The sequence below is a fragment of the Pseudomonas viridiflava genome (genome assembly GCF_900184295.1).
GTDB lineage: Bacteria > Pseudomonadota > Gammaproteobacteria > Pseudomonadales > Pseudomonadaceae > Aquipseudomonas > Aquipseudomonas viridiflava.
In genome coordinates, this window is the sequence record NZ_LT855380.1 from 2,696,811 (window position 1) to 2,716,094 (window position 19,284).

The following is a 19,284-nucleotide window of genomic DNA, read 5'->3' on the forward strand; positions in this document are numbered from 1 at the left end:
TCCCTCATCAATGCATGGCAGGGCGATATCGAGTGGCTGGCGTGCCGTTGACGACCTTCAGTCGATTGAGGTCGGCGTTGATGCGCCATGCCCAGAAATGCGTGCCGTCCTGTCGCGATATTTCCAGTGCCTGGGCCAGCACCGTGCGAACGTCTTCCAGAGCATGCGTTTGGGGTTGGTCGAGCATCAGTTGCGCCTTGATGCGCATCATCTCCGGGAGGTACCAGCGATCATTGCGTTTCACGGCATTGACCACCAGTTCATCGAGCGTCTCCAGCGCCAGCGGTTGCAGCCCCAGCGCGGCAAGGCCCAGCACGTACTCGGTATTGAGCATCGAGTGCAGCGGTGTTTCCACATGGCGACGCAGTTGCTGAAGTGCTTCGCCCAGCCGTGGGGCACCTGTCGCGGCATCACCTTCGCGAATAGTCAGAATGCTTTCATAGCAGCAGGTCAACTGACGCCAGACATGCAGCGGCTGCCGCTCGCTGCTCTGTTTGAGCAATTCGAGAAACTGTCGGGTCTTGTGCAGGGTGCCTGCGATCAGGGTGGCCGGAATGGCGCTGAACGCCAGCGTGTACCAGATGGTGGCGGGGTGTCCCAGCGCAACAGCCTGTCTGATGTTGGTGTCCAGTGCCACCATGGCCTGCCCGATATTGCCCACCATCAACTGCACTTGCGCCCTCAGCGACTGGGCGGCGATACGCTGGTCGAAATGCATGTCCACGGCATAGGAAGACGCTGAAAGAGGTGCGCCCAGGGCTTCGTGAGCAGCCTGACCGGCGGTTTTCATGTCGCCCATATAGAACGCGCTGGTGGCCCGCATGCGTTTGCCCAGAAGCTGGCAATCGGCGATCCGGTGATCCTTGCCAAGCGCCAGAAACTGCAGGGCGATCTGTCGGCCCTGGACGTGACGATTGCTGCAGGTATGGTCGTTCCATTGTCCCCACAGCGCGCGCAGGCGGTATTCCGTGTCGTTCAGCGCATCGGCATCCTCGCCGACCTGTTGCCAGATCTCGCGCATTTTCTGTCCGGCGCCGTACGTAAGCATCAGGATGCTGCCCGACACCGTCAGCAGTCGCATGCGCTGGTGCCGGTCCATCTGCGCCATCTCCACATGGCGAGGCAGGCCATGGTTGACCCAGTCCTGGTATTCATGGACCAGCGATAGCCTCATCCACAACGGAGCGCTGCGTAACGTGAGCTCGACGCCAATCTGCCGGTCGCCCTCGGGGGAAAAGGCCCAGGCGAGGGCGGCGCGCACGGTATCGATCTCCACCGCGTAACGTCGAGTCCAGGCGTCATGGGACAACCGGTCCAGGTCCAGCCTGGCCTCGTCGAGCAGGCTCAGGGCCCAGTTGGCATGAGCGCGCGACAGGCGATCCAGGTCATCGAGCTGCACCAGTTTTTCATGGGCGTACAGACGGGTCGTTTCCAGCAGCCGAAAGCGTTTGCCGTGGCTGTGATCGAACCGTCCAAGCAATGATTTGTCCAGCAGGCTTTCCAGCATCGGCAGGGTCATGCGCACATCGGGCAGACCGATATTGACCGTCGCCATGACCCCGTCCAGTGCGAACGAGCCATTGAAAATGGACAGCTGTCGCAACAGCGCCTGCTCGTGTCCGGTGAGCATGCCGTAGGTCCAGTCCAGTGCTGCACTCAAAGAGCGCTGACGGGGCAGGGCGGTGCGGCGCCCAGTCATCTGCAGGCGGAAGCTGCCATCGAGCAGGCCGACCAGTTCATGAATGCCAAACGTCCGGACGCGGGCGGCGGCCAACTCGATTGCCAGCGGGTTGCCGTCCAGCTTGCGACAGATGGCCGCCACACTTTGCGTATCGCGATCATGGAAGACAAAGCCCGGGTCTTGCTCCCGGACTCGGGTAATGAACAATTCCACACCGGAAAACGTGAGCGCCTCGGCTGCGGTCAATGGCGGATGGTCGCCAGGCACCTGCAGGGACGCCAGGTCGTGGACACATTCTCCGTTTGCCCTTAACGGCTCACGGCTGGTGACCACCACGCAGCATCGCGTGGTGTTGGCCAGCAAGGCTTCGACCGCTGTGGCGGTCTCTTCCAGCACATGTTCGCAGTTGTCGAGTACCAGCAACTGCGGGCGCTCTGCCAGCTCCCCCGGAATATCCAGCAGAAGGTTCTCATCGTCTGCGTTAAGGCCAAGCGCACTGGCGATCATCCCTTTTACCGACTGTGCGCCACTGACGGGCGTCAGATCGAGAAATGCGCTGCTCAACGATGATTGGGTGGCAAGGCGGTCAGCCAGAGCCAGCGCGACGGTGGTTTTGCCGACACCACCGGGGCCGGTGAGGGTCAGTAATCGCTGGGTCAGAAGCTGATCGGTCAGGCGGCGAATCAGATCATCACGGCCCAGTACAGGCTGTTTGGCGTCCTGTGTCGCTGCCACAGGTTCAGGAGGCGGAGCGACGACCTGTGGCGCGGTCTGGATCGTCACGGGTGCGCTGAACCGATAGCCGCGACCCGGTACGGTCACGATGCAACTGAAGTCTTCATCGTCTCCCAATGCTCTGCGCAGGGCGACGATCTGCGCGCGAAGGTTGCACTCTTCAACCACTGCCTTCGGCCAGGCCACGGCCAGCAGTTCAGCTTTCTCCAGCAGCTCGCCGGGACGTGAGGCAAGTGCGACCAGCAAGGACATGGCGCGACTGCCCAAGGGCACAGGTTGGGAGTGTTTGAACAGGACCTGTTGGCGTGGAAGCAGCACGAAGGCCCCGAAGCGAATGGCTTCCTCGGGACCGGGTGCTTTATCTGTTACGAAATCGATCTGTGTAGCCGTACCGCTTGCTTCAAAATCCATGGTTAGACCTGTATCAGAAGTAACAGCAGTGCTTGCGCATCGTGGCGGAGCATGACGGTGTCGATCTGTGCACCGGCGCTGGGAGCGGGTTGTTTATTGCCTACCCTGACGTAGTCATGACCGGCCGAGCTTATAGCATTTGAATCAATTACTTATTACACCAAGGGGTATGATTCGGCCAAACAGGGGATGGATACGGACATGCGTGACGGGTTTTCCACCCATGATTCCCCACGGGGACGGGCAGGCGCGCAGGTCAGAAATATTCGACCTGTCTTTTTGCAAACAGTGCAGCAAGAAATGCGCCGACACTCAGGCTGTCAGCCGGTAATTATTCCTTGCGTTGTCAGCGGCGGGTAAAACAGCACCTTTCAGGCGGATTCACGTTGCGCAACAGGACGTTGCCATGAAGTGTCTGATCGGACGATAAAACAAAAACACCCTGCAAAAGCAGCGCTCTTGCAGGGTGTTCAAGGTGACATTGATTGGCCCTGCCAGATCAGATCCGGCAGGGCCTTGCTTCAGGCTTGAGGGCCTTACAGCGCCATGTCACTGGCAGGGTTGCTTTCACGCTTCTCTGCAGGCTGGGCAGCAGGCGCAGCAGCGGCCGTTGCCTTGTTCACCGGTGGCGGTGGAGTCAGTTGCAGGGTTTCGGCGGTGTAGGCCCATTCCTGTGCAACGCGATCCGGGTTTTCGTTCAGCTTGGTGCCGTAGCTTGGAACGATCTGGTGCAGTTTTTCCTGCCAGGCCGGAGTCGCTACCTTGTCCTTGAACACTTTCTCAAGCACGCCGAGCATGATCGGAGCAGCCGTCGAAGCACCTGGCGAAGCGCCCAGCAGACCGGCAATGGAGCCGTCCTTGGAAGCAACGATTTCGGTACCCAGTTTCAGGACGCCGCCTTTCTCTTCGTCACGCTTGATGATCTGAACGCGCTGACCGGCCTGCATCAGGCGCCAGTCTTCTTTCTTGGCGTTCGGGAAGTACTGCTGCAGGGCAGCAAAACGGTCGTCATCGGACATCATGACCTGGCCAGCCAGGTATTCGATCAGTGGGTACTGAGCGATGCCGACGCGGGTCATTGGCCACACGTTATGCGTGGTGGTGCTGGTCAGCAGGTCCAGGTAGGAACCGTTTTTCAGGAACTTCGTAGAGAAGGTCGCGAATGGGCCAAACAGGATCACGCGCTTGCCGTCCAGAACACGGGTGTCCAGGTGCGGAACCGACATGGGTGGCGCGCCAGTGGACGCGATACCGTAAGCCTTGCCCATGTGTTGCATGGCCAGGGTAGGGTTCTCGGTTACCAGCCACGAACCGCCGACCGGGAAGCCGCCGTATTCCTTGGCTTCAGGAATACCCGACTCTTGCAGCAGGTGCAGTGCGGCACCGCCGGCACCGATGAACAGGAACTTGGTATCGGTCTCGGTTTCGGTACCGTCTTTCAGGTTCTTGTACTTGACGCGCCAGCTGCCGTCGTCATTGCGGGTGATGTCCTGGACTTCACTCGACAGCTTCAGATCGAAGTTGGATTTGGTCTGCAGGTTGGCGACGAACTGACGGGTGATCTCGCCGAAGTTCACGTCGGTGCCAATCGGGCTCCAGGTCACGGCCAGCTTCTGCGCCGGGTCACGACCTTCCATCATCAATGGAACCCACTTCTTGATCTGCTCGTGGTCTTCGGAGTACTGCATGCCGCTGAACAGCGGGCTCGATTGCAGTGCTGCGTAACGCTTGCGCAGGAACTTGATGTTGTCGTCGCCCCACACGAAGCTCATGTGCGGCGTGGAGTTGATGAACGAACGCGGGTTCTTCAGAACGCCGGTCTTGACCTGCCAGGACCAGAATTGACGAGAGATCTGGAACGCTTCGTTGATCTCGATGGCCTTGGAGATGTCGACGTTGCCGTTCTTGTCTTCCGGGGTGTAGTTCAGCTCGGCCAGGGCGGAGTGACCGGTACCGGCGTTGTTCCAGCCGTTGGAGCTTTCTTCGGCCACGCCATCGAGGCGCTCGACCATTTCCATGGACCAGCTCGGCTCGAGCTCGTTGAGCCAGACTGCCAGGGTGGCACTCATGATGCCGCCGCCGACCATCAGTACATCTACTTTCTTGGCTTCGGCGGAGTGCGCGGGCATCATCCCGAGCGACATCGCCAGACCCAGAAGGGCCGTGTTCACTTTCTTCAACATGCTGTAATCCATTTGATAAATGCCATCCGCCGACAGCTCCTGGGGGATCCGGATTCTGCGTACACCGCAAGCATGCGACAAACGCCCGCACCTTCAGGGGCTAGAGGTGGACATACAAGGCCAATACAATACTGCTCAAGACCTCACTTTATGTCCTACTGCGCTGGCTTCTTATCGTCGTTGGATTCAGCGTCATGAAGCGACATGTGCCAATTGATGCAACGCAACATCGGGAAACAAATCCCGTCGTATTGCGCAATGCGCATCTGATCAGCCTGTTCACGGAGTCTTGGACGCCGCATGGGGGTCATGGAGACACGCTCTTAGGCGTATTTTTTGCGCTCGTCCGGGACGGCACGCCATGGTGCCATATCGGCAAGACGCGGCATTTTCGCATATTGTGAGGTGTCTACGCGAGGTGTTATCTACACACCGACATCCTTACGCCCGACCAAACGAAACAAGGCGTGTCCAGATTTTATCGTCACGCCCGCCGTTACCTTGAGGCCTTGACCGTGTTTTGGCCGAAATGCGGCATGGTCATTTGCCCTCGTTCCGCTCAAACCCCCCGCCTGCAAGCCCGGCCAGCATCGTGCGTACCCAATGCCGAGCATTGATGAGCATTCCTCATGACTTCAAGTAACGCGCGGCAGCTAATACTCCATTGAGTCGGGTGCTAACGTCATTACTCAGCCAATGCATGTCCCGGCGCTGCTCGTCCTGAATGTCGTGCGCCAAAGACGATGATCCGTAAACATCCCGCAACAGCTGCCTGATCCGGACCTCGAGCAAAACGTTGAACTTTTAGCGTGTCAGTCAGTTAAAGACATATGCCAACCATAATGCCATGACGCTCCTGGCACGTTTCTGCCGGGACTGCATGCGTTGAAGGGACCTGAACCAGCCCTCGCCACACCACCACGCCCAGCACAATAAATAACGCCCGCCACTTCACAGCAGTGACGGCTATGACAAGGTGATTCTGATGAGTGATACCAAGACGCACAAAGGAACTGTCGCCGACGCCGTGCAGCCTTCACGACGCAATTTTCTGAAGTTCGGAGCGTCCGGAATCGCCGCCGCGACCCTGTCGACCTGGATACCTGCCGACGGGATGCTGCAGGCCGCGCCTGCGCCCGCGCCGGTCGTGGTGGAAGACACTGACGCCCCCGGCGTCGGCGAGCACCGCATTCAATTGAAGGTCAATGGCCAGAATCACGCACTGAACGTACCGGCCAATGCCGTCCTCCTTGATGTTCTGCGTGACCGCCTGCAACTGACCGGTACCAAGAAGGGTTGTGACCACGGCCAGTGCGGGGCATGCACGCTGCTGGTCAACGGGGTGGCCATCAACTCCTGCCTGTCGATTGCCATTCAGCACGATGGCGACAGCATCACCACCATCGAAGGGCTCGCCGAGAACGGCACGCTGCATCCGGTGCAGGAAGCTTTCTGGGAACACGATGCCTATCAGTGCGGTTATTGCACCTCGGGCCAGATCATGAGCGCCGTGGCGATTCTCAACGACCCGAATATCCCCTCCGATGACGCCAGCGTCCGCGAAGCCATGAGCGGCAACATCTGCCGCTGCGGGGCCTACAAGAACATTCTGTCGGCGGTGCAGTCGGCGCGCTCGAAGATGCCGAAGGCAGGGGGAACGGTCTGATGAGAACCTTCGATTATGCCAAGGCCACCACACCTGCACAGGCCGTCAGTACGGCTTCAGGCGAGGGTGAGCGTTTCTATCTGGCAGGCGGCACGACGCTGCTGGACCTGGTCAAGCTCGACATCATGCAACCCGGGCAACTGGTGGATATCAATCACCTGGCACTCAAACAGATCGAATCGCTGCCGGACGGCCGTCTGCGCATTGGCGCGTTGGTCAGCAATACGGCGCTGGCCAGTCATCCTCTGGTCCGGGAGCGCTACCCGGTCCTGTCGCAAGCCCTGCTGGCAGGTGCTTCCACGCAACTGCGCAACAAGGCCACCACGGCGGGCAACCTCATGCAGCGCGTGCGTTGCCCGTACTTTCGCGACGGGATCTCGGCCTGCAACAAGCGTGAGCCGGGCTCAGGCTGCGCCGCCATCGGCGGGATGAACCGCAGCGTGCACGCCGTACTGGGCACCAGCGATCACTGCATCGCGACCCATCCTTCGGACATGTGCGTGGGCATGGCGGCAGTGGGCGCGCAGGTCACCGTGCAGGGGCCGAATGGCAGCCGGGACATTCCTTTCGCCGACTTCCATTTGCTGCCGGGCACCACACCTGAACGCGAGCATGCGCTGGCGCCTCATGAACTGGTCACCCACGTGACCCTCGACGCGCCGCTGTCGGGCAGTCGTTCCGGTTATCTGAAGCTGCGTGACCGCACCTCGTATCAGTTCGCCCTGGCCTCCAGCGCGATCATCGTGGTGACGGACGGCAAACGTGTCACCGATGCGCGCATCGCGCTGGGCGGCGTCGGCACCAAACCGTGGCGCGCGGTCGAGGCCGAGCGTGCACTGATCGGTCAGCGTGCCGACATGGACACTTTCGCCAGGGTGGCTGCCCTGGCCATGAAAGGCTCCAAAGCCTACGAACATAACGCCTTCAAGATCCCGCTGGGTGAGCAGGTCATCGTCCGCAATCTTCGTGACCTAACGGCGTAGGAATTTTCCATGAGCGAACAGATTATCGGTATCCCGCAGCGTCGTATCGACGGCGGCAAGAAAGTCAGTGGCGAGGCGCGTTATGCAGCCGACCACCCCATGAAAGACATGCTGTACGCGTACGGCGTCTACAGCACCATCGGCAGTGGCCGGATACTCGCGGTCAACGATCAGGACGCGCGCAAGATGCCCGGCGTGGTCGAGGTCTTCCATCACGGCCATTTCCCCGAGTTGCACCGTACGCCTGAAACGGCGTTCAGTTTTGCGACGCTGTTGTCGGCGAGTAAGGCCGACGAGCATCGCCTGCCATTCGAAGATGATCGGGTCTATTACCCAGGCCAGTTCGTGGCGCTGGTCGTGGCCGAGAGTTTCGAGCAGGCCAGGGCTGCGGCTCATCGGGTCAAGGTCGACTATCAGGAGAACAAGCCGGTCAAGGATTTGCAGGAAGCGCTGCGCAACAATGGCGCCCGCGACGGCGGTGCCGGGCATACACGTGGCAATCCGGACGGGGCGTTCCTCGCCGCGAGCAGAAAGGTCGATCAGACCTACACCACCCCGGTCGAAGTGCATAACCCGATGGAGATGCACGCAAGCACCGCGTGGTGGCAGGACGGCAAGCTCTACGTCTATGAAAGCACCCAGGGTGTCGTCAACCATCGCAATCTGCTGGCAAACGTGTTCGATCTGCCGCCGGACCGTGTCGAGGTGCGTGCGCCGTTCATTGGTTCCGGGTTTGGTGGCAAGCTCTGGCCATGGCCGCACTCGGTCGCCGCCTGTGCAGCGTCAAAGGTGACCAAACGCCCGGTCCAGTTGGTATTGCCCCGCGCGCAAATGTTCACCACGGTCGGTCATCGTCCGGAAACGCGGCAGCGACTGCGTCTGGCCAGCGATGCGAACGGCAAGCTGGTCTCGATCCGTCACGAGTCCTTCAACAGCACTTCGACGCTCGACGACTACACCGAAACCTGTGGCGGTGTGACCAAGAGCCTGTACGGCTGCGACAACGTGCTGGTCAGCCACCGCATTGCTGCAGTCAATCGCGGTACGCCGACCTCGATGCGTGCGCCTGGCGCTGCACCGGGCCTGTTTGCGCTGGAGTCGGCTATCGACGAGCTGGCGCTGGCCAACGGCATGGACCCGCTGGCTTTTCGCAAGCTGAATCTGTCGGAGATGGACCAGAGTCAGGGCCTGCCGTGGTCCAGCAATCACTTGCCGGAAGCCATTGATCAGGCGGCCGAGCGTTTCGGCTGGCAGGCGCGCAAGGCCGAGGTTGGCTCGATGCGCGATGGCGATGAGATCATCGGTTACGGCATGGGTGCCTGCAACTGGGAGGCCTTTCAGGTGCCGACCGATGCACGCGTGATCCTGCGCTCCGACGGCACAGCCCTGGCGCAGTGCGGTTTGCAGGACATCGGCACCGGTACGTACACCATCATCGCCCAGACTGTCAGCCAACTCACCGGCATCCCGATGGATCGCGTTGAAGTGGAGCTGGGCAGCTCATCGTTTCCGGCAGGTCCGGTGTCCGGCGGTTCCTGGGTTACTGCCAGTGTGATGCCGGCGATTGCCGGTGCCACGCGCGAGGCGCTACAGAAACTCCGTCAGTATTCGGTGGGCAAGAATGCGGCCTTTGCAGGTCAGCCGGTTGATTCGATCATGGTCGAAAACGGTCAACTGGTGTCCGGTGAGAAGCGAGTCAGTTTTGTCGACGTCCTGAAAGGTCAGCGTCTGTCTCGTGCCGAAGGCAATTTTCAGAGCGGCATGCAATCTTCCGACAAGTTCTCGTTCCGCTCGTTTGGCGTGCACTTTGTCGAGGTGCGTTGGGATCCGGGCATTTCAAGCCTGCGGGTCTCGCGAGTGGTCAGCGCCATCGACGTCGGCAAAGTGGTCAACCCGCTGGCGGCGCGCAATCAGGTGGAGGGCGCGATAGTGATGGGCATCGGCATGGCCATGTTCGAAGCCGCCGAGTACGACCCGCGCACCGGTTTGCCGGTCAACAACAACTACGCCGAGTACGTGGTTCCCGTGCATGCGGACCAGCCCGAAATCGACGTGATTCTGCTGGATTACCCGGACCACAATATTGGTGAGTTTGGCGCGCGTGGCATCGGCGAAATCGGCGTGACCGGTCTCGCCGCTGCGGTGGCCAATGCCGTGTACCACGCCACGGGCAAACGGGTGCGTAATTTGCCTATCACCAAAGAAAAGCTGATGGCAGGGCTGTAGAGATGAAGCAACTTGACTTGCAGGTCATTCAGCAGGCGCGTGACTGGCTGGCGACAGGCAAATCCGTGTGGCTCTGCACCGTCCTCTCGACCTTCGGTTCCGCTCCGCGCGGACCGGGGGCGATGCTGGTCGCGCTGAGCAGTGGCGAACATCGCGGGTCGCTGTCCGGCGGCTGCGTGGAAGAGGACTTTCTGGAGCGGTTGACGGCCGGTCAATTCGAGCCGCTCAACCAGATCGTGCGTTACGGGGAGGGCGGTCTGGCACCGACTCTGGCGCTGCCGTGTGGTGGTGTGCTGGATGTATTGATCGAATGCATGACGCCCAGCCCTGAAGCCGACCGGCATCTGGCCGCAGTAGAACAGGCCCTTGCCGGACGCACGGTGATCGGCCGCGAGGTCGTGCTGGGCGGTGTCCAGCGCAGCACCGGTCCGGCTGCGTTGGGCGAGTCGCGGGTGCAGGTCGAGGGCGAGCACATCAGCATTCGCATGGGCGCGGTCTACCGCGTGCTGTTGGCCGGGCTGTCGCCGGTGGCCGAATTCTGCGCCAGTTTTGCCGTTGCCATGGGCTATGAAGTCATTGTTTGTGACCCTCGTACCGAAGTCACGGCCGGCTTCTCGATGCCGGGTGTCGAAGTGCGCGACGTGCTGCCTGCGGTGTTCATTGCCGAAGGCGGCTGTCATGCGTCAACGGCTGTGCTGGCCCTGACTCACGATCCGAAGCTGGATGATCTGACCATGCTTGAAGCCGTGCGTACCGAGGCGTTTTACATCGGTGCCATGGGTTCGATGCGCACCAGCAGCAAGCGCAAGGAGCGGTTGGCACGGATCGGCGGACTGGATGACGAGGCCCTGGCGCGGATTCATGCGCCCATCGGCCTCAATCTGGGCAGCAAGACCCCGGCCGAGATCGCCATTGCGGTGATGGCAGATATTCTGCGGGTAGCCAACGGCGTCAGTCGCCAGCAGCTTTGACGAACGTCTGGCAGGCAAGTGCCAGCGCCGCTTGCGTATCGGCGTCGCGCAGTATGCCGGGATCGTCACACATCAGCACGTCGCACAGCTCAGGATGGCTTTTGATGATCGATTTTGCACCTTGATCGCCTTCCAGGTTCAGCAATAAAGGCCAGAACTCGCGCCCGATGATCACCGGATGCCCGCGTTGTCCGTCATGGCCTGGCAGGGCGATACGTCCTGGATTGGCCATGCGGGCGAGGGCTTGCAGGGTGGCGGGTTGTATCCATGGCATGTCGGCCAACAGCACAGCGACCGCGTCGGCGCGGGATGGCATGAGTGCCTCGATACCGCTGGCCAGACTGTGTCCCATGCCCAGATCGGCCTGCGGACTGCGCACTACCTTCACTTGCTGCGGAACCCCCAGCATGTCCGCATCATCCTCTTCTCTCACAACCACCCAGACCTCGCTGAAGGCGTCCACGGCGTTGTCGATGCTTGCGCGCAGCAAGGTGCGACCGCAGGGCAGAGTGGCGCGACGCTTGTCGCCATCGAAACGGCGGCTGCGACCTGCGGCAAGGAGCAGGGCGAACACTTGGGGAATTGGGCTGTCTATGCTGGTCAATCCGAAGCCTTTTGAAAAAAGGTGAAGGGAACAGGGCCGGTTCGTCATCCACTCAGACACACGATGATCTACGCGTGAGACACGCACAATGCCTGATTCCGCTGCCTTTTTGCAGTGACAAGATTTACATTTTCGAGGGTTTCACGTGGACAATCATATCCGCCCAGTCGAGATGGAAAAGGCCTACCGCCTGCTCAATCACGGTCCTACCGTGCTGGTGTCATCCGCTCACGATGGCGTTCATAACGTCATGGCCGCGGCCTGGGCCTGTGCGCTGGACTTCTCGCCGCCCAAGGTGACGCTGGTGATCGACAAGATGACCAAAACCCGCAGCCTGGTGGAAAACAGCGGTTACTTTGCCCTGCAGGTGCCCAATCGCGACCAGTTGAACCTGACCTTTGAAGTGGGCACCCAGAGCCTGATCTTCACCCCGGACAAACTGGAGAAGGCGGGCGCCGAACTGTTCCGAATTGAAGGGCACGACACGCCTTTGGTCGCCGGGTGTTCCGCCTGGCTGATATGCAAGGTCATCCCGGAGCCCCATAACGAGCAGACCTACGACCTGTTCATCGCCGAAGTCGTCGGTGCCTGGGCGGATACCCGGGTGTTTCGTGACGGGCACTGGGAATTTGAAACAGCCGACCCGAAATGGCGCAGCCTGCACTACGTCGCCGGCGGGCATTTCTACACCATTGGCGACGCTGCGGTGGTGGAGACAGAAGCGGATTGAGCGTTGCTGCTGCAAATGGGACGCTGAGCGTCCCGGACTGCATGCTCACGCAGAGCACTCATCGTTATACACAAGTCCGCTTGGAGGAATACGATGATGATCGTTCCCACGCTCTGCGTGGTAACGCCTCCCAGGACGCTCCGCGTCCGCTCTTGAATGTGACGCAGATGCGCGCCCAGGCTCCAGCGTTATCCTCGTCATGCGCTCGGCTCACTGAATCCGCAATCTGTGCCATTTGTGACGCAGAGCGTCACGGAATGCATGCCCACGCGGAGCGATGGGCACGATCATCAACCTCATACTGAATGATCGTTCCCATGCTCCGCGTGGGAATGCCTCTCGGGACGCTCCGCGTCCGCTATATGCGCCGACGCAGATACGTGTTCAACAACCCCTTCAATGACGATCCCGCCATACGGTCTGGGCATTGGTGAATTCGCGTACGCCAAAGTGCGAGAGTTCACGTCCGTAACCGCTTTTCTTGACGCCGCCAAAGGTCACGCGCGGGTCCGAGGCGCTGTAGCCGTTGATGAACACGCCGCCGGTGTCCAGCTCGTCCGCCAGTTGTTCGGCCAGTTCCAGATTGCGGGTGTAAACGGTGGCGGTCAGGCCGAAGTCGCTGTCGTTGGCCAATTCAAGCGCATGCCGGGCGTCGCGGGCGGTGATGATCGAGGCGACCGGGCCGAATAGCTCCTGCTTGAACGACGTCATCTGGTCGGTGACATCACCGAGCACTGTCGGCGCATAGAAATTGCCCTGACCTGCAATCCGTTCGCCGCCCAACAGCAGTGTCGCCCCTTCGGCCAACGTGGCCTGAACCTGTGCGTCCAGCTCGTCACGCAGGTCGAAGCGCGCCATCGGACCGATATAGGTCTCGGCCGACAACGGGTCGCCGATCACTAGCTTGCGTGTTTCCTCAACGAACCGGCGGGTGAATTCCTCGACCACACCGTCTTCGATGATCAGACGCTTGGCCGCTGCACATACCTGCCCGGTATTCTGGAAACGGCCGATGACCGCAGCTTTCACGGCCTGATCCAGATCCGCGTCATTGAGCACGATGAACGGATCGGAGCCGCCGAGTTCCAGTACGCTCTTCTTGAGCGCGGCACCCGCTTGCGCACCGATGGCCTGGCCTGCACGCACGCTGCCGGTCAGCGTGACTGCGGCGATCCGCGGATCGGCAATGGCCCTGGAGACGCCATCCTGAGTCGCGTTGATCACCTCGAACACACCGTCGGGAAAACCGGCGCGCTTGAACGCGTCGAGCATCAAGTAAGCGCAGCCCATCACATTGGGGGCGTGTTTGAGCACATAGGTATTACCGGCCAGCAACGTCGGCACCGCGCCGCGCAGGACTTGCCAGATCGGGAAGTTCCACGGCATGACCGCGAGAATCGGGCCGAGTGGGCGGTACTCGATGCGTGCCTTGTCGTTTTCAACCAGAGTCGGCTCGGCCGCCAGCATTGCGGGGCCTTGCGCTGCGTACCAGTCGCACAATTGGGCACATTTCTCGACTTCGCCCAGCGCCTGTTTGATGGGCTTGCCCATCTCCTGGCTGATCATCTGCGCGATGGCATTCGCGTCTTCACGCAAGGTCTTGCCTAGCGCAATGATCAGCTGTGCACGCTCGTCGATGGTTTTGCGCTTCCAGACCGAAAAGCTCGCCGCAGCGTGGGCAAGGCTGTTTTCAAGCTCCGCATCGGAGGCAAACGGGTAATGACCGATCTGTTCGCCCGTGGCGGGATTGGTCGAAATTGCATGGGTCTTGCTGGAAATAGCAGTCATGGCGCCATCCTGTTCAGGTGGGGAATGAAACCAGAATAAGCCCGTGACACGCTCTGCGAAACTGAATAATACTGAGCATATCTTTCACGTTTGGAGAATGGTGTGGATCTGGTCCAGCTGGAGATCTTCAAGGCAGTTGCCGAGCACGGCAGCATCAGTGCGGCTGCGCAGCATATCCATCGGGTGCCTTCCAACCTGACCACGCGCATCAAGCAACTGGAACAGGACCTGGGCGTTGAGCTGTTTATTCGTGAAAAGCTCCGGTTGCGGCTGTCGCCTGCCGGTTGGAATTTTCTCGACTACACGCGGCGTATTCTTGATCTGGTTCAGGAGGCGCGGTTGTCAGTGTCTGGCGAGGAGCCGCAGGGTCCGTTTGCACTCGGCTCGCTGGAAAGCACGGCGGCGGTGCGGATTCCGGCGTTGCTGGCGGCTTATAACCAGCAGTACACCAAGGTCGAGCTGGACCTGAGCACTGGCCCCTCCGGCACCATGATCGACGGGGTGCTTGCAGGTCGACTGGTTGCGGCGTTCGTAGACGGCCCGGTATTGCACCCGTCACTGGAAGGCATACCCGTATTCGAAGAGGAAATGGTGGTGATCGCACCGCTGCAGCACGCGCCGGTGACCCGTGGACGGGACGTGAGCGGGGAAAGTATCTATGCCTTTCGCGCCAACTGTTCGTACCGGCATCATTTCGAGCGCTGGTTCACCGATGACGCTGCCGTGCCGGGCAAGATCCACGAGATGGAGTCCTACCACGGCATGCTCGCCTGCGTCAGCGCTGGCGCGGGCCTGGCGCTGATGCCGCGCAGCATGCTGGAAAGCATGCCCGGTTGCAGCACGGTCAGTATCTGGCCGCTGTCGGAAGCCTTCCGTTACCTGCAGACCTGGCTGATCTGGCGCCGTGGCACGGAGTCACGCAGTCTGACGCGCTTTATCGAACTGGTTCAGGCGCAGGGCGAGTCGCTCAAGACGGCTTGAGCGACTCGCCGGTTTACGCCTTCGAAAGCCTGGCGGCGATCGCTTGACCCACGTCCTGCGTCGAGCATTTGCCGCCCAGATCCGGAGTGATATTTCCGCTGGCGATGACCTGCTCGATGGCACCGACAATCTCGTCGTGTGCTGCGGTGAATCGCTCGTCACCCTGACCCAGAAACTCCAGCATCAGTGCGCCCGACCAGATCATGGCAATCGGGTTGGCGATGTTCTTGCCGAAGATGTCGGGAGCCGAACCGTGGACCGGTTCGAACAGGGACGGAAAATTGCGTTCCGGGTTGAGGTTGGCCGACGGTGCGATGCCGATGGTGCCTGCACAGGCCGGTCCAAGGTCGCTGAGAATATCGCCGAACAGGTTGGACGCCACGACCACGTCGAAGCGTTCCGGTTGCAGCACGAAGCGTGCACACAGGATGTCGATGTGCTGCCGGTCCCAACTGATGGCCGGGTATTGGCTGGCCATCGCTTCGGTGCGTTTGTCCCAATACGGCATGCTGATCGCCATCCCGTTGGATTTGGTCGCCGATGTCACGTGTTTGCGTTCACGTTTGCTGGCCAGTTCGAAGGCGTATTTTAGAATGCGGTCGACGCCGCGGCGGGTGAACACCGATTCCTGCAGGACGAATTCGTTTTCGGTGTTTTCAAACATGATGCCGCCCAGGGACGAGTATTCGCCCTCAGTGTTTTCCCGCACCACGATGAAGTCGATATCGCCGGGCTTGCGGTTGGCCAGCGGGCAGGGCACGCCGGGAAACAAACGTACCGGGCGGATGTTGGCGTACTGGTCGAACTCACGGCGAAACTTGAGCAGCGAGCCCCACAGCGAAATGTGGTCTGGCACTTTGTCGGGCCAGCCCACGGCACCGAAGAAAATCGAATCGAAGCCTTTGAGCTGTTCGAACCAGTCGTCCGGCATCATCTTGCCGTGCTCAAGGTAATAGTCGCAGCTGGCCCACTCGAAGTATTCGAACTCCAGTTCGATGCCATGGCGAGCGGCAGCGGCCTGGACGACCCGTACGCCTTCGGGCAGCACTTCCTGGCCGATACCGTCTCCGGCGATGGCCGCGATGCGCAGTTTCTTATTGTTCATGGCGAGGCTCTCTCTGTGGATGGGTTGCTCAGGTTGCTTATGCTATAAGCACACGAAACAAAGATAATCAGCGGCTCAATGCATTCAAGGAACACGGTTCGTGAATAATTACCCCAGCCTCGATGACCTGAATGTGTTCATCCACGTTGCGCGACGCTCCAGCTTTGTCGGCGCGGCGAACGAACTGAGTATGTCTGCGGCTTACGTGAGCAAGCGCATTCGTCTGTTGGAGCAGAGCATGGGCGTTTTGCTGCTGCACCGCTCGACGCGTCAGGTGTCGATCACCGAGGACGGCGAGCGGGTCTATGAATGGGCCAAGGGCATTCTGGAGTCGGTGCAGCAAATGGGCGATGAGGTCGCGGCGCTGCACGACGAGCCCAGTGGCCTGCTGCGCGTGGTCAGCAGCCAGGGTTTCGGTCGCCGATTCGTGGCTCCGGCGCTGTCGGAACTGGCGGCGCGCTACCCGAAGCTGGACATCCGTCTGGACATTCAGGACCGGTTGATCGATCTGATCGAGGAGGGCGTCGATCTGGATATTCGGGTCGGCAACGAAATCGCGCCGCACCTGCGTGCCCGTCATCTGGCGAGCAACTGGCGGGTGTTATGTGCCAGCCCGGCCTATCTTGCCCAGCGCGGCGCCCCCATGAGCCTGTCAGAACTGGCCAACCATGACTGTCTGGTCATCAAGGAGCGTGACCGGCCATTCGGTATCTGGCACTTGAACGGGCCGCAGGGCGCTGAAACGGTCAAGGTCACCGGCAGTCTGTCGACCAACCACGGCGAGATCGCCCGGCAATGGTGCCTTGATGGGCGAGGCGTGTTACTGCGCTCACTCTGGGACGTGCGCGATGATCTGGCCGAGGGGCGGCTGGTTCAGGTGCTGGCAGATTATCGTCAGGAGGCGGACATCTGGGCGGTGTACACCTCGCCACTGATGCGCTCGGCCAAGGTGCGGGTCACGGTGGAGTTCCTGCGTGAGTTTCTGGCACAGGGTCAGGTCGGGGTGGGTGAGCAGTAGTTGGCAGCGTCATGTTGATTTCGGGCTGTGGGAGGCGGCTTGCCGGCGATAGCGTCAGGTCGGTCGCTGATGTGGCTTCCGGGAAACCGAATCGCCGGCAAGCCGCCTCCCACGGTTCGGTGTTTGATGCGTGACAGCGCTATGTCGAAGACGTGGTGGCGCCTCCCCAGGTGTTACGTTCTTCAACAGATGATGCGTAATCCAGAAAGACCGGTCAGTCCAAAACAGATCAATGCGCCCCGGCCGCCTTGTTCAGGTCGCCATCGGTCCATTCGGTGTAGATGCAGGCATCCGCCGCCGCCCAGCGCACTTTCACGGCATCGTCTGCCTGCATCGGCATGCCGGTGGCCGACAGCGCCTTGACCGTCATGGCGGTGCCGCCAGCCGTCACCACCGAACAGGTCTGGCTTTCACCCAGAAACAGTACTTCGGTCACCGTGGCATTCACCTCGTTCCAGCCCGGCTCAAGCGCAGTGGCCGCCGCCTGTTGCAGGCTCAGGGCCTGCGCCTTTTCTGGCCGGATCATCGCCAGCACGTCCTGATCGGTCTTCAAACCGTTGGTGATGCGGATCGCCAGCGGGCTGCCTTCGAACGTTGCAACGGCATTACCCTGAGCCTTGAGCCTGAGGAAGTTGGAGTTGCCCAGAAACGAGGCGACAAAGGCGTTCGGCGGGTTCTGGTACAGGTCGTAACCACTGCCCAGACCGACAATCTTGCCGTGGCTGAAAATCGCGATGCGCTGAGACAGGCGCATGGCTTCTTCCTGATCATGGGTCACGTAGACGATGGTGATGCCCAGACGCCGATGCAGTTGACGCAATTCGTCCTGCAGGTCTTCTCGCAGTTTCTTGTCCAGTGCGCCGAGCGGTTCGTCCATCAGCAGGATGCGTGGTTCGTAGACCAGCGCTCTGGCAATCGCAACGCGCTGTTGTTGGCCTCCGGACAGCTGAGAAGGGCGGCGATGGGCGAAGGCTTCGAGTTGCACCAGCTTGAGCATGGCGTCGACACGCTGTTCCCGTTCGGCTGCAGGCAGCTTGCGAATGGCCAGCGGGAAGGCAATGTTGTCGCGCACACTCAGGTGCGGAAACAGCGAGTAGCGCTGGAACACCATACCGATGTCGCGCTTGTGCGGCGGCACGTTAACCAGCGACTTGCCCTCCACCAGAATCTCGCCGGAGCTTGGGGTTTCAAAACCGGCCAGCATCGACAGCGTGGTGCTCTTGCCCGAGCCGCTGGAGCCCAGGAAGGTCAGGAATTCGCCGTTCTGGATATCCAGAGAAATATTGTCGACGGCCGCGAAATCGCCGTAATGCTTGTTGAGGTTGCACAGGCTGACCAGGGTCTTCTGATCGTGTTGCGCGGTGTCTTTGATCACGGCACTCATGAGGTACTCCTGGCTTCGTTGCGGCGACGCAGGGTCGCGGCGATGAACATGACCAACACCGACAGGGCAATCAGCAGTGTCGAGGCGACGGCGATGACCGGGGTCAGGTCCTGACGCAGCGTGGTCCACATTTTGACGGGAAGGGTTTGCAGGGTCGGGCTGGCCATCATCACGCTCAGCACCACTTCGTCCCACGAGACCAGAAACGCGAACAGCGCACCAGCCATCATGCCGGGACGAATGCCGGGAAAGGTGACCTTGTAGATCGCTTGCAGGCGTGACGCGCCACAGATCACTGCCGCGTCTTCAATCGACTGATCGAACAGCTTCAGCGAGTTGATGATGGAAATGATGGTGAACGGCAGCGCGACGATCACATGGCTGACCACGAACGAGAACAGCGTGCCGGTGTAGCCGAGCTTCAGGAACAGTGCATAGACCGCCACCGCAATGATCACCAGCGGTACGATCATCGGCAGGGTGAAGACGCCGTACAGCAGGTCGCGGCCGGGAAACCTGCCGCGCACCAGCGCAAACGCCGTCGGCAGGCCCAGCGCTACCGCACTGATGGTTGTGAGGATGGCGACCTTGAAGCTCGACATCGCTGCATCCATCCATTCCGGATTGGAAAAGAACTGCTGATACCACTTGAACGTCCAGCCCGGCGGCGGGAACACCAGCCACTGGGACGAGCCGAATGACAGCAGCACGATGAACAGGATCGGCAGCAACAGGAACAGCGCAATCAGCCCGGTGGTCAGGTACAGCCCCGACCGCAGGCGAAGGCTCATGGCATTGGGTGTCAGGAGCATGGCGGC

General features: G+C 60.6%; 14 protein-coding genes. 7 read left to right on the plus strand and 7 right to left on the minus strand.

Translation table 11 applies throughout. From position 1 onward, the window contains the following. Positions 1–7: 7 nt before the first annotated feature. Positions 8–2,827: an ATP-binding protein gene (locus CFBP1590_RS12390; protein ID WP_088235140.1), complete on the minus strand. Its 2,820-nt coding sequence runs from the start codon at positions 2,825–2,827 to the stop codon at positions 8–10. Positions 2,828–3,363: 536 nt separating this feature from the next. Continuing rightward, on the minus strand, positions 3,364–5,010 hold the full coding sequence (gene mqo / locus CFBP1590_RS12395) for a malate dehydrogenase (quinone) (RefSeq protein WP_029244521.1): 1,647 nt from the start codon (positions 5,008–5,010) through the stop codon (positions 3,364–3,366). Between the two features lie 985 nt (positions 5,011–5,995). Between mqo and CFBP1590_RS12400 the strand changes: the two genes are divergently transcribed. Genes CFBP1590_RS12400 through CFBP1590_RS12415 form a run of 4 tightly spaced genes read left to right on the plus strand, consistent with a single transcriptional unit; the run spans position 5,996 to position 10,856 of the window. Further along, positions 5,996–6,676: a (2Fe-2S)-binding protein gene (locus tag CFBP1590_RS12400; protein ID WP_058431295.1), complete on the plus strand. Its 681-nt coding sequence runs from the start codon at positions 5,996–5,998 to the stop codon at positions 6,674–6,676. After that, a complete protein-coding gene (locus tag CFBP1590_RS12405; RefSeq protein WP_029244523.1) occupies positions 6,676–7,659 on the plus strand; it encodes an FAD binding domain-containing protein in 984 nt (327 codons plus the stop codon). The genes CFBP1590_RS12400 and CFBP1590_RS12405 overlap by 1 nt, the downstream gene beginning before the upstream one ends. A gap of 9 nt (positions 7,660–7,668) precedes the next feature. Then, positions 7,669–9,885 (plus strand): xanthine dehydrogenase family protein molybdopterin-binding subunit, encoded by a 2,217-nt coding sequence (locus tag CFBP1590_RS12410; RefSeq protein WP_088235141.1) that lies wholly within the window; start codon positions 7,669–7,671, stop codon positions 9,883–9,885. A gap of 2 nt (positions 9,886–9,887) precedes the next feature. Next, complete coding sequence (locus CFBP1590_RS12415; RefSeq protein WP_088235142.1) at positions 9,888–10,856, plus strand: XdhC family protein; 969 nt, start codon at positions 9,888–9,890, stop codon at positions 10,854–10,856. Here CFBP1590_RS12415 and CFBP1590_RS12420 read toward each other — a convergent pair. Further along, positions 10,837–11,460 carry a nucleotidyltransferase family protein gene (locus tag CFBP1590_RS12420; RefSeq protein WP_088235143.1) on the minus strand — a complete coding sequence of 208 codons (624 nt, stop codon included), beginning with the start codon at positions 11,458–11,460 and terminating at the stop codon, positions 10,837–10,839. The genes CFBP1590_RS12415 and CFBP1590_RS12420 overlap by 20 nt on opposite strands. Positions 11,461–11,605: 145 nt before the next feature. Here CFBP1590_RS12420 and CFBP1590_RS12425 point away from each other — a divergent pair, with 145 nt between their 5' ends. Then, positions 11,606–12,190 carry a flavin reductase family protein gene (locus CFBP1590_RS12425; protein WP_025994055.1) on the plus strand — a complete coding sequence of 195 codons (585 nt, stop codon included), beginning with the start codon at positions 11,606–11,608 and terminating at the stop codon, positions 12,188–12,190. A 396-nt stretch (positions 12,191–12,586) separates the two neighbouring features. Here the strand turns inward: CFBP1590_RS12425 and CFBP1590_RS12430 are convergent, their stop codons facing one another. Further along, positions 12,587–13,978: an aldehyde dehydrogenase family protein gene (locus CFBP1590_RS12430; RefSeq protein ID WP_088235144.1), complete on the minus strand. Its 1,392-nt coding sequence runs from the start codon at positions 13,976–13,978 to the stop codon at positions 12,587–12,589. Between the two features lie 102 nt (positions 13,979–14,080). Between CFBP1590_RS12430 and ptrR the strand changes: the two genes are divergently transcribed. Then, positions 14,081–14,959 carry a putrescine utilization regulator PtrR gene (gene ptrR, locus CFBP1590_RS12435; RefSeq protein WP_029241571.1) on the plus strand — a complete coding sequence of 293 codons (879 nt, stop codon included), beginning with the start codon at positions 14,081–14,083 and terminating at the stop codon, positions 14,957–14,959. Positions 14,960–14,972: 13 nt separating this feature from the next. Here ptrR and CFBP1590_RS12440 read toward each other — a convergent pair whose 3' ends face one another. Then, on the minus strand, positions 14,973–16,064 hold the full coding sequence (locus CFBP1590_RS12440; protein WP_088235145.1) for a tartrate dehydrogenase: 1,092 nt from the start codon (positions 16,062–16,064) through the stop codon (positions 14,973–14,975). Between the two features lie 100 nt (positions 16,065–16,164). On the opposite strand from CFBP1590_RS12440, the gene CFBP1590_RS12445 reads away from it, so the two are divergent. After that, on the plus strand, positions 16,165–17,082 hold the full coding sequence (locus CFBP1590_RS12445; RefSeq protein WP_088235146.1) for a LysR substrate-binding domain-containing protein: 918 nt from the start codon (positions 16,165–16,167) through the stop codon (positions 17,080–17,082). A 229-nt stretch (positions 17,083–17,311) separates the two neighbouring features. On the opposite strand, the gene CFBP1590_RS12450 is transcribed toward CFBP1590_RS12445, so the two are convergent. Both CFBP1590_RS12450 and CFBP1590_RS12455 read right to left on the minus strand, forming a co-directional pair. Next, positions 17,312–18,466, minus strand: coding sequence for an ABC transporter ATP-binding protein (locus CFBP1590_RS12450; RefSeq protein WP_088235147.1), 1,155 nt, complete (start codon positions 18,464–18,466; stop codon positions 17,312–17,314). Beyond that, positions 18,463–19,278 (minus strand): ABC transporter permease, encoded by an 816-nt coding sequence (locus CFBP1590_RS12455; protein WP_029242141.1) that lies wholly within the window; start codon positions 19,276–19,278, stop codon positions 18,463–18,465. Before CFBP1590_RS12455 ends, CFBP1590_RS12450 begins: the two co-directional genes overlap by 4 nt. Between the last annotated feature and the right edge of the window lie 6 nt (positions 19,279–19,284).

Bases quoted from the DNA above. Each gene is read 5' to 3' on its own strand.
- CFBP1590_RS12390 (WP_088235140.1), bottom strand. From the start codon at position 2,827: ATGGATTTTGAAGCAAGCGGTACGGCTACACAGATCGATTTCGTAACA.
- mqo (WP_029244521.1), bottom strand. From the start codon at position 5,010: ATGTTGAAGAAAGTGAACACGGCCCTTCTGGGTCTGGCGATGTCGCTC.
- CFBP1590_RS12400 (WP_058431295.1), top strand. From the start codon at position 5,996: ATGAGTGATACCAAGACGCACAAAGGAACTGTCGCCGACGCCGTGCAG.
- CFBP1590_RS12405 (WP_029244523.1), top strand. From the start codon at position 6,676: ATGAGAACCTTCGATTATGCCAAGGCCACCACACCTGCACAGGCCGTC.
- CFBP1590_RS12410 (WP_088235141.1), top strand. From the start codon at position 7,669: ATGAGCGAACAGATTATCGGTATCCCGCAGCGTCGTATCGACGGCGGC.
- CFBP1590_RS12415 (WP_088235142.1), top strand. From the start codon at position 9,888: ATGAAGCAACTTGACTTGCAGGTCATTCAGCAGGCGCGTGACTGGCTG.
- CFBP1590_RS12430 (WP_088235144.1), bottom strand. From the start codon at position 13,978: ATGACTGCTATTTCCAGCAAGACCCATGCAATTTCGACCAATCCCGCC.
- CFBP1590_RS12440 (WP_088235145.1), bottom strand. From the start codon at position 16,064: ATGAACAATAAGAAACTGCGCATCGCGGCCATCGCCGGAGACGGTATC.
- CFBP1590_RS12450 (WP_088235147.1), bottom strand. From the start codon at position 18,466: ATGAGTGCCGTGATCAAAGACACCGCGCAACACGATCAGAAGACCCTG.
- CFBP1590_RS12455 (WP_029242141.1), bottom strand. From the start codon at position 19,278: ATGCTCCTGACACCCAATGCCATGAGCCTTCGCCTGCGGTCGGGGCTG.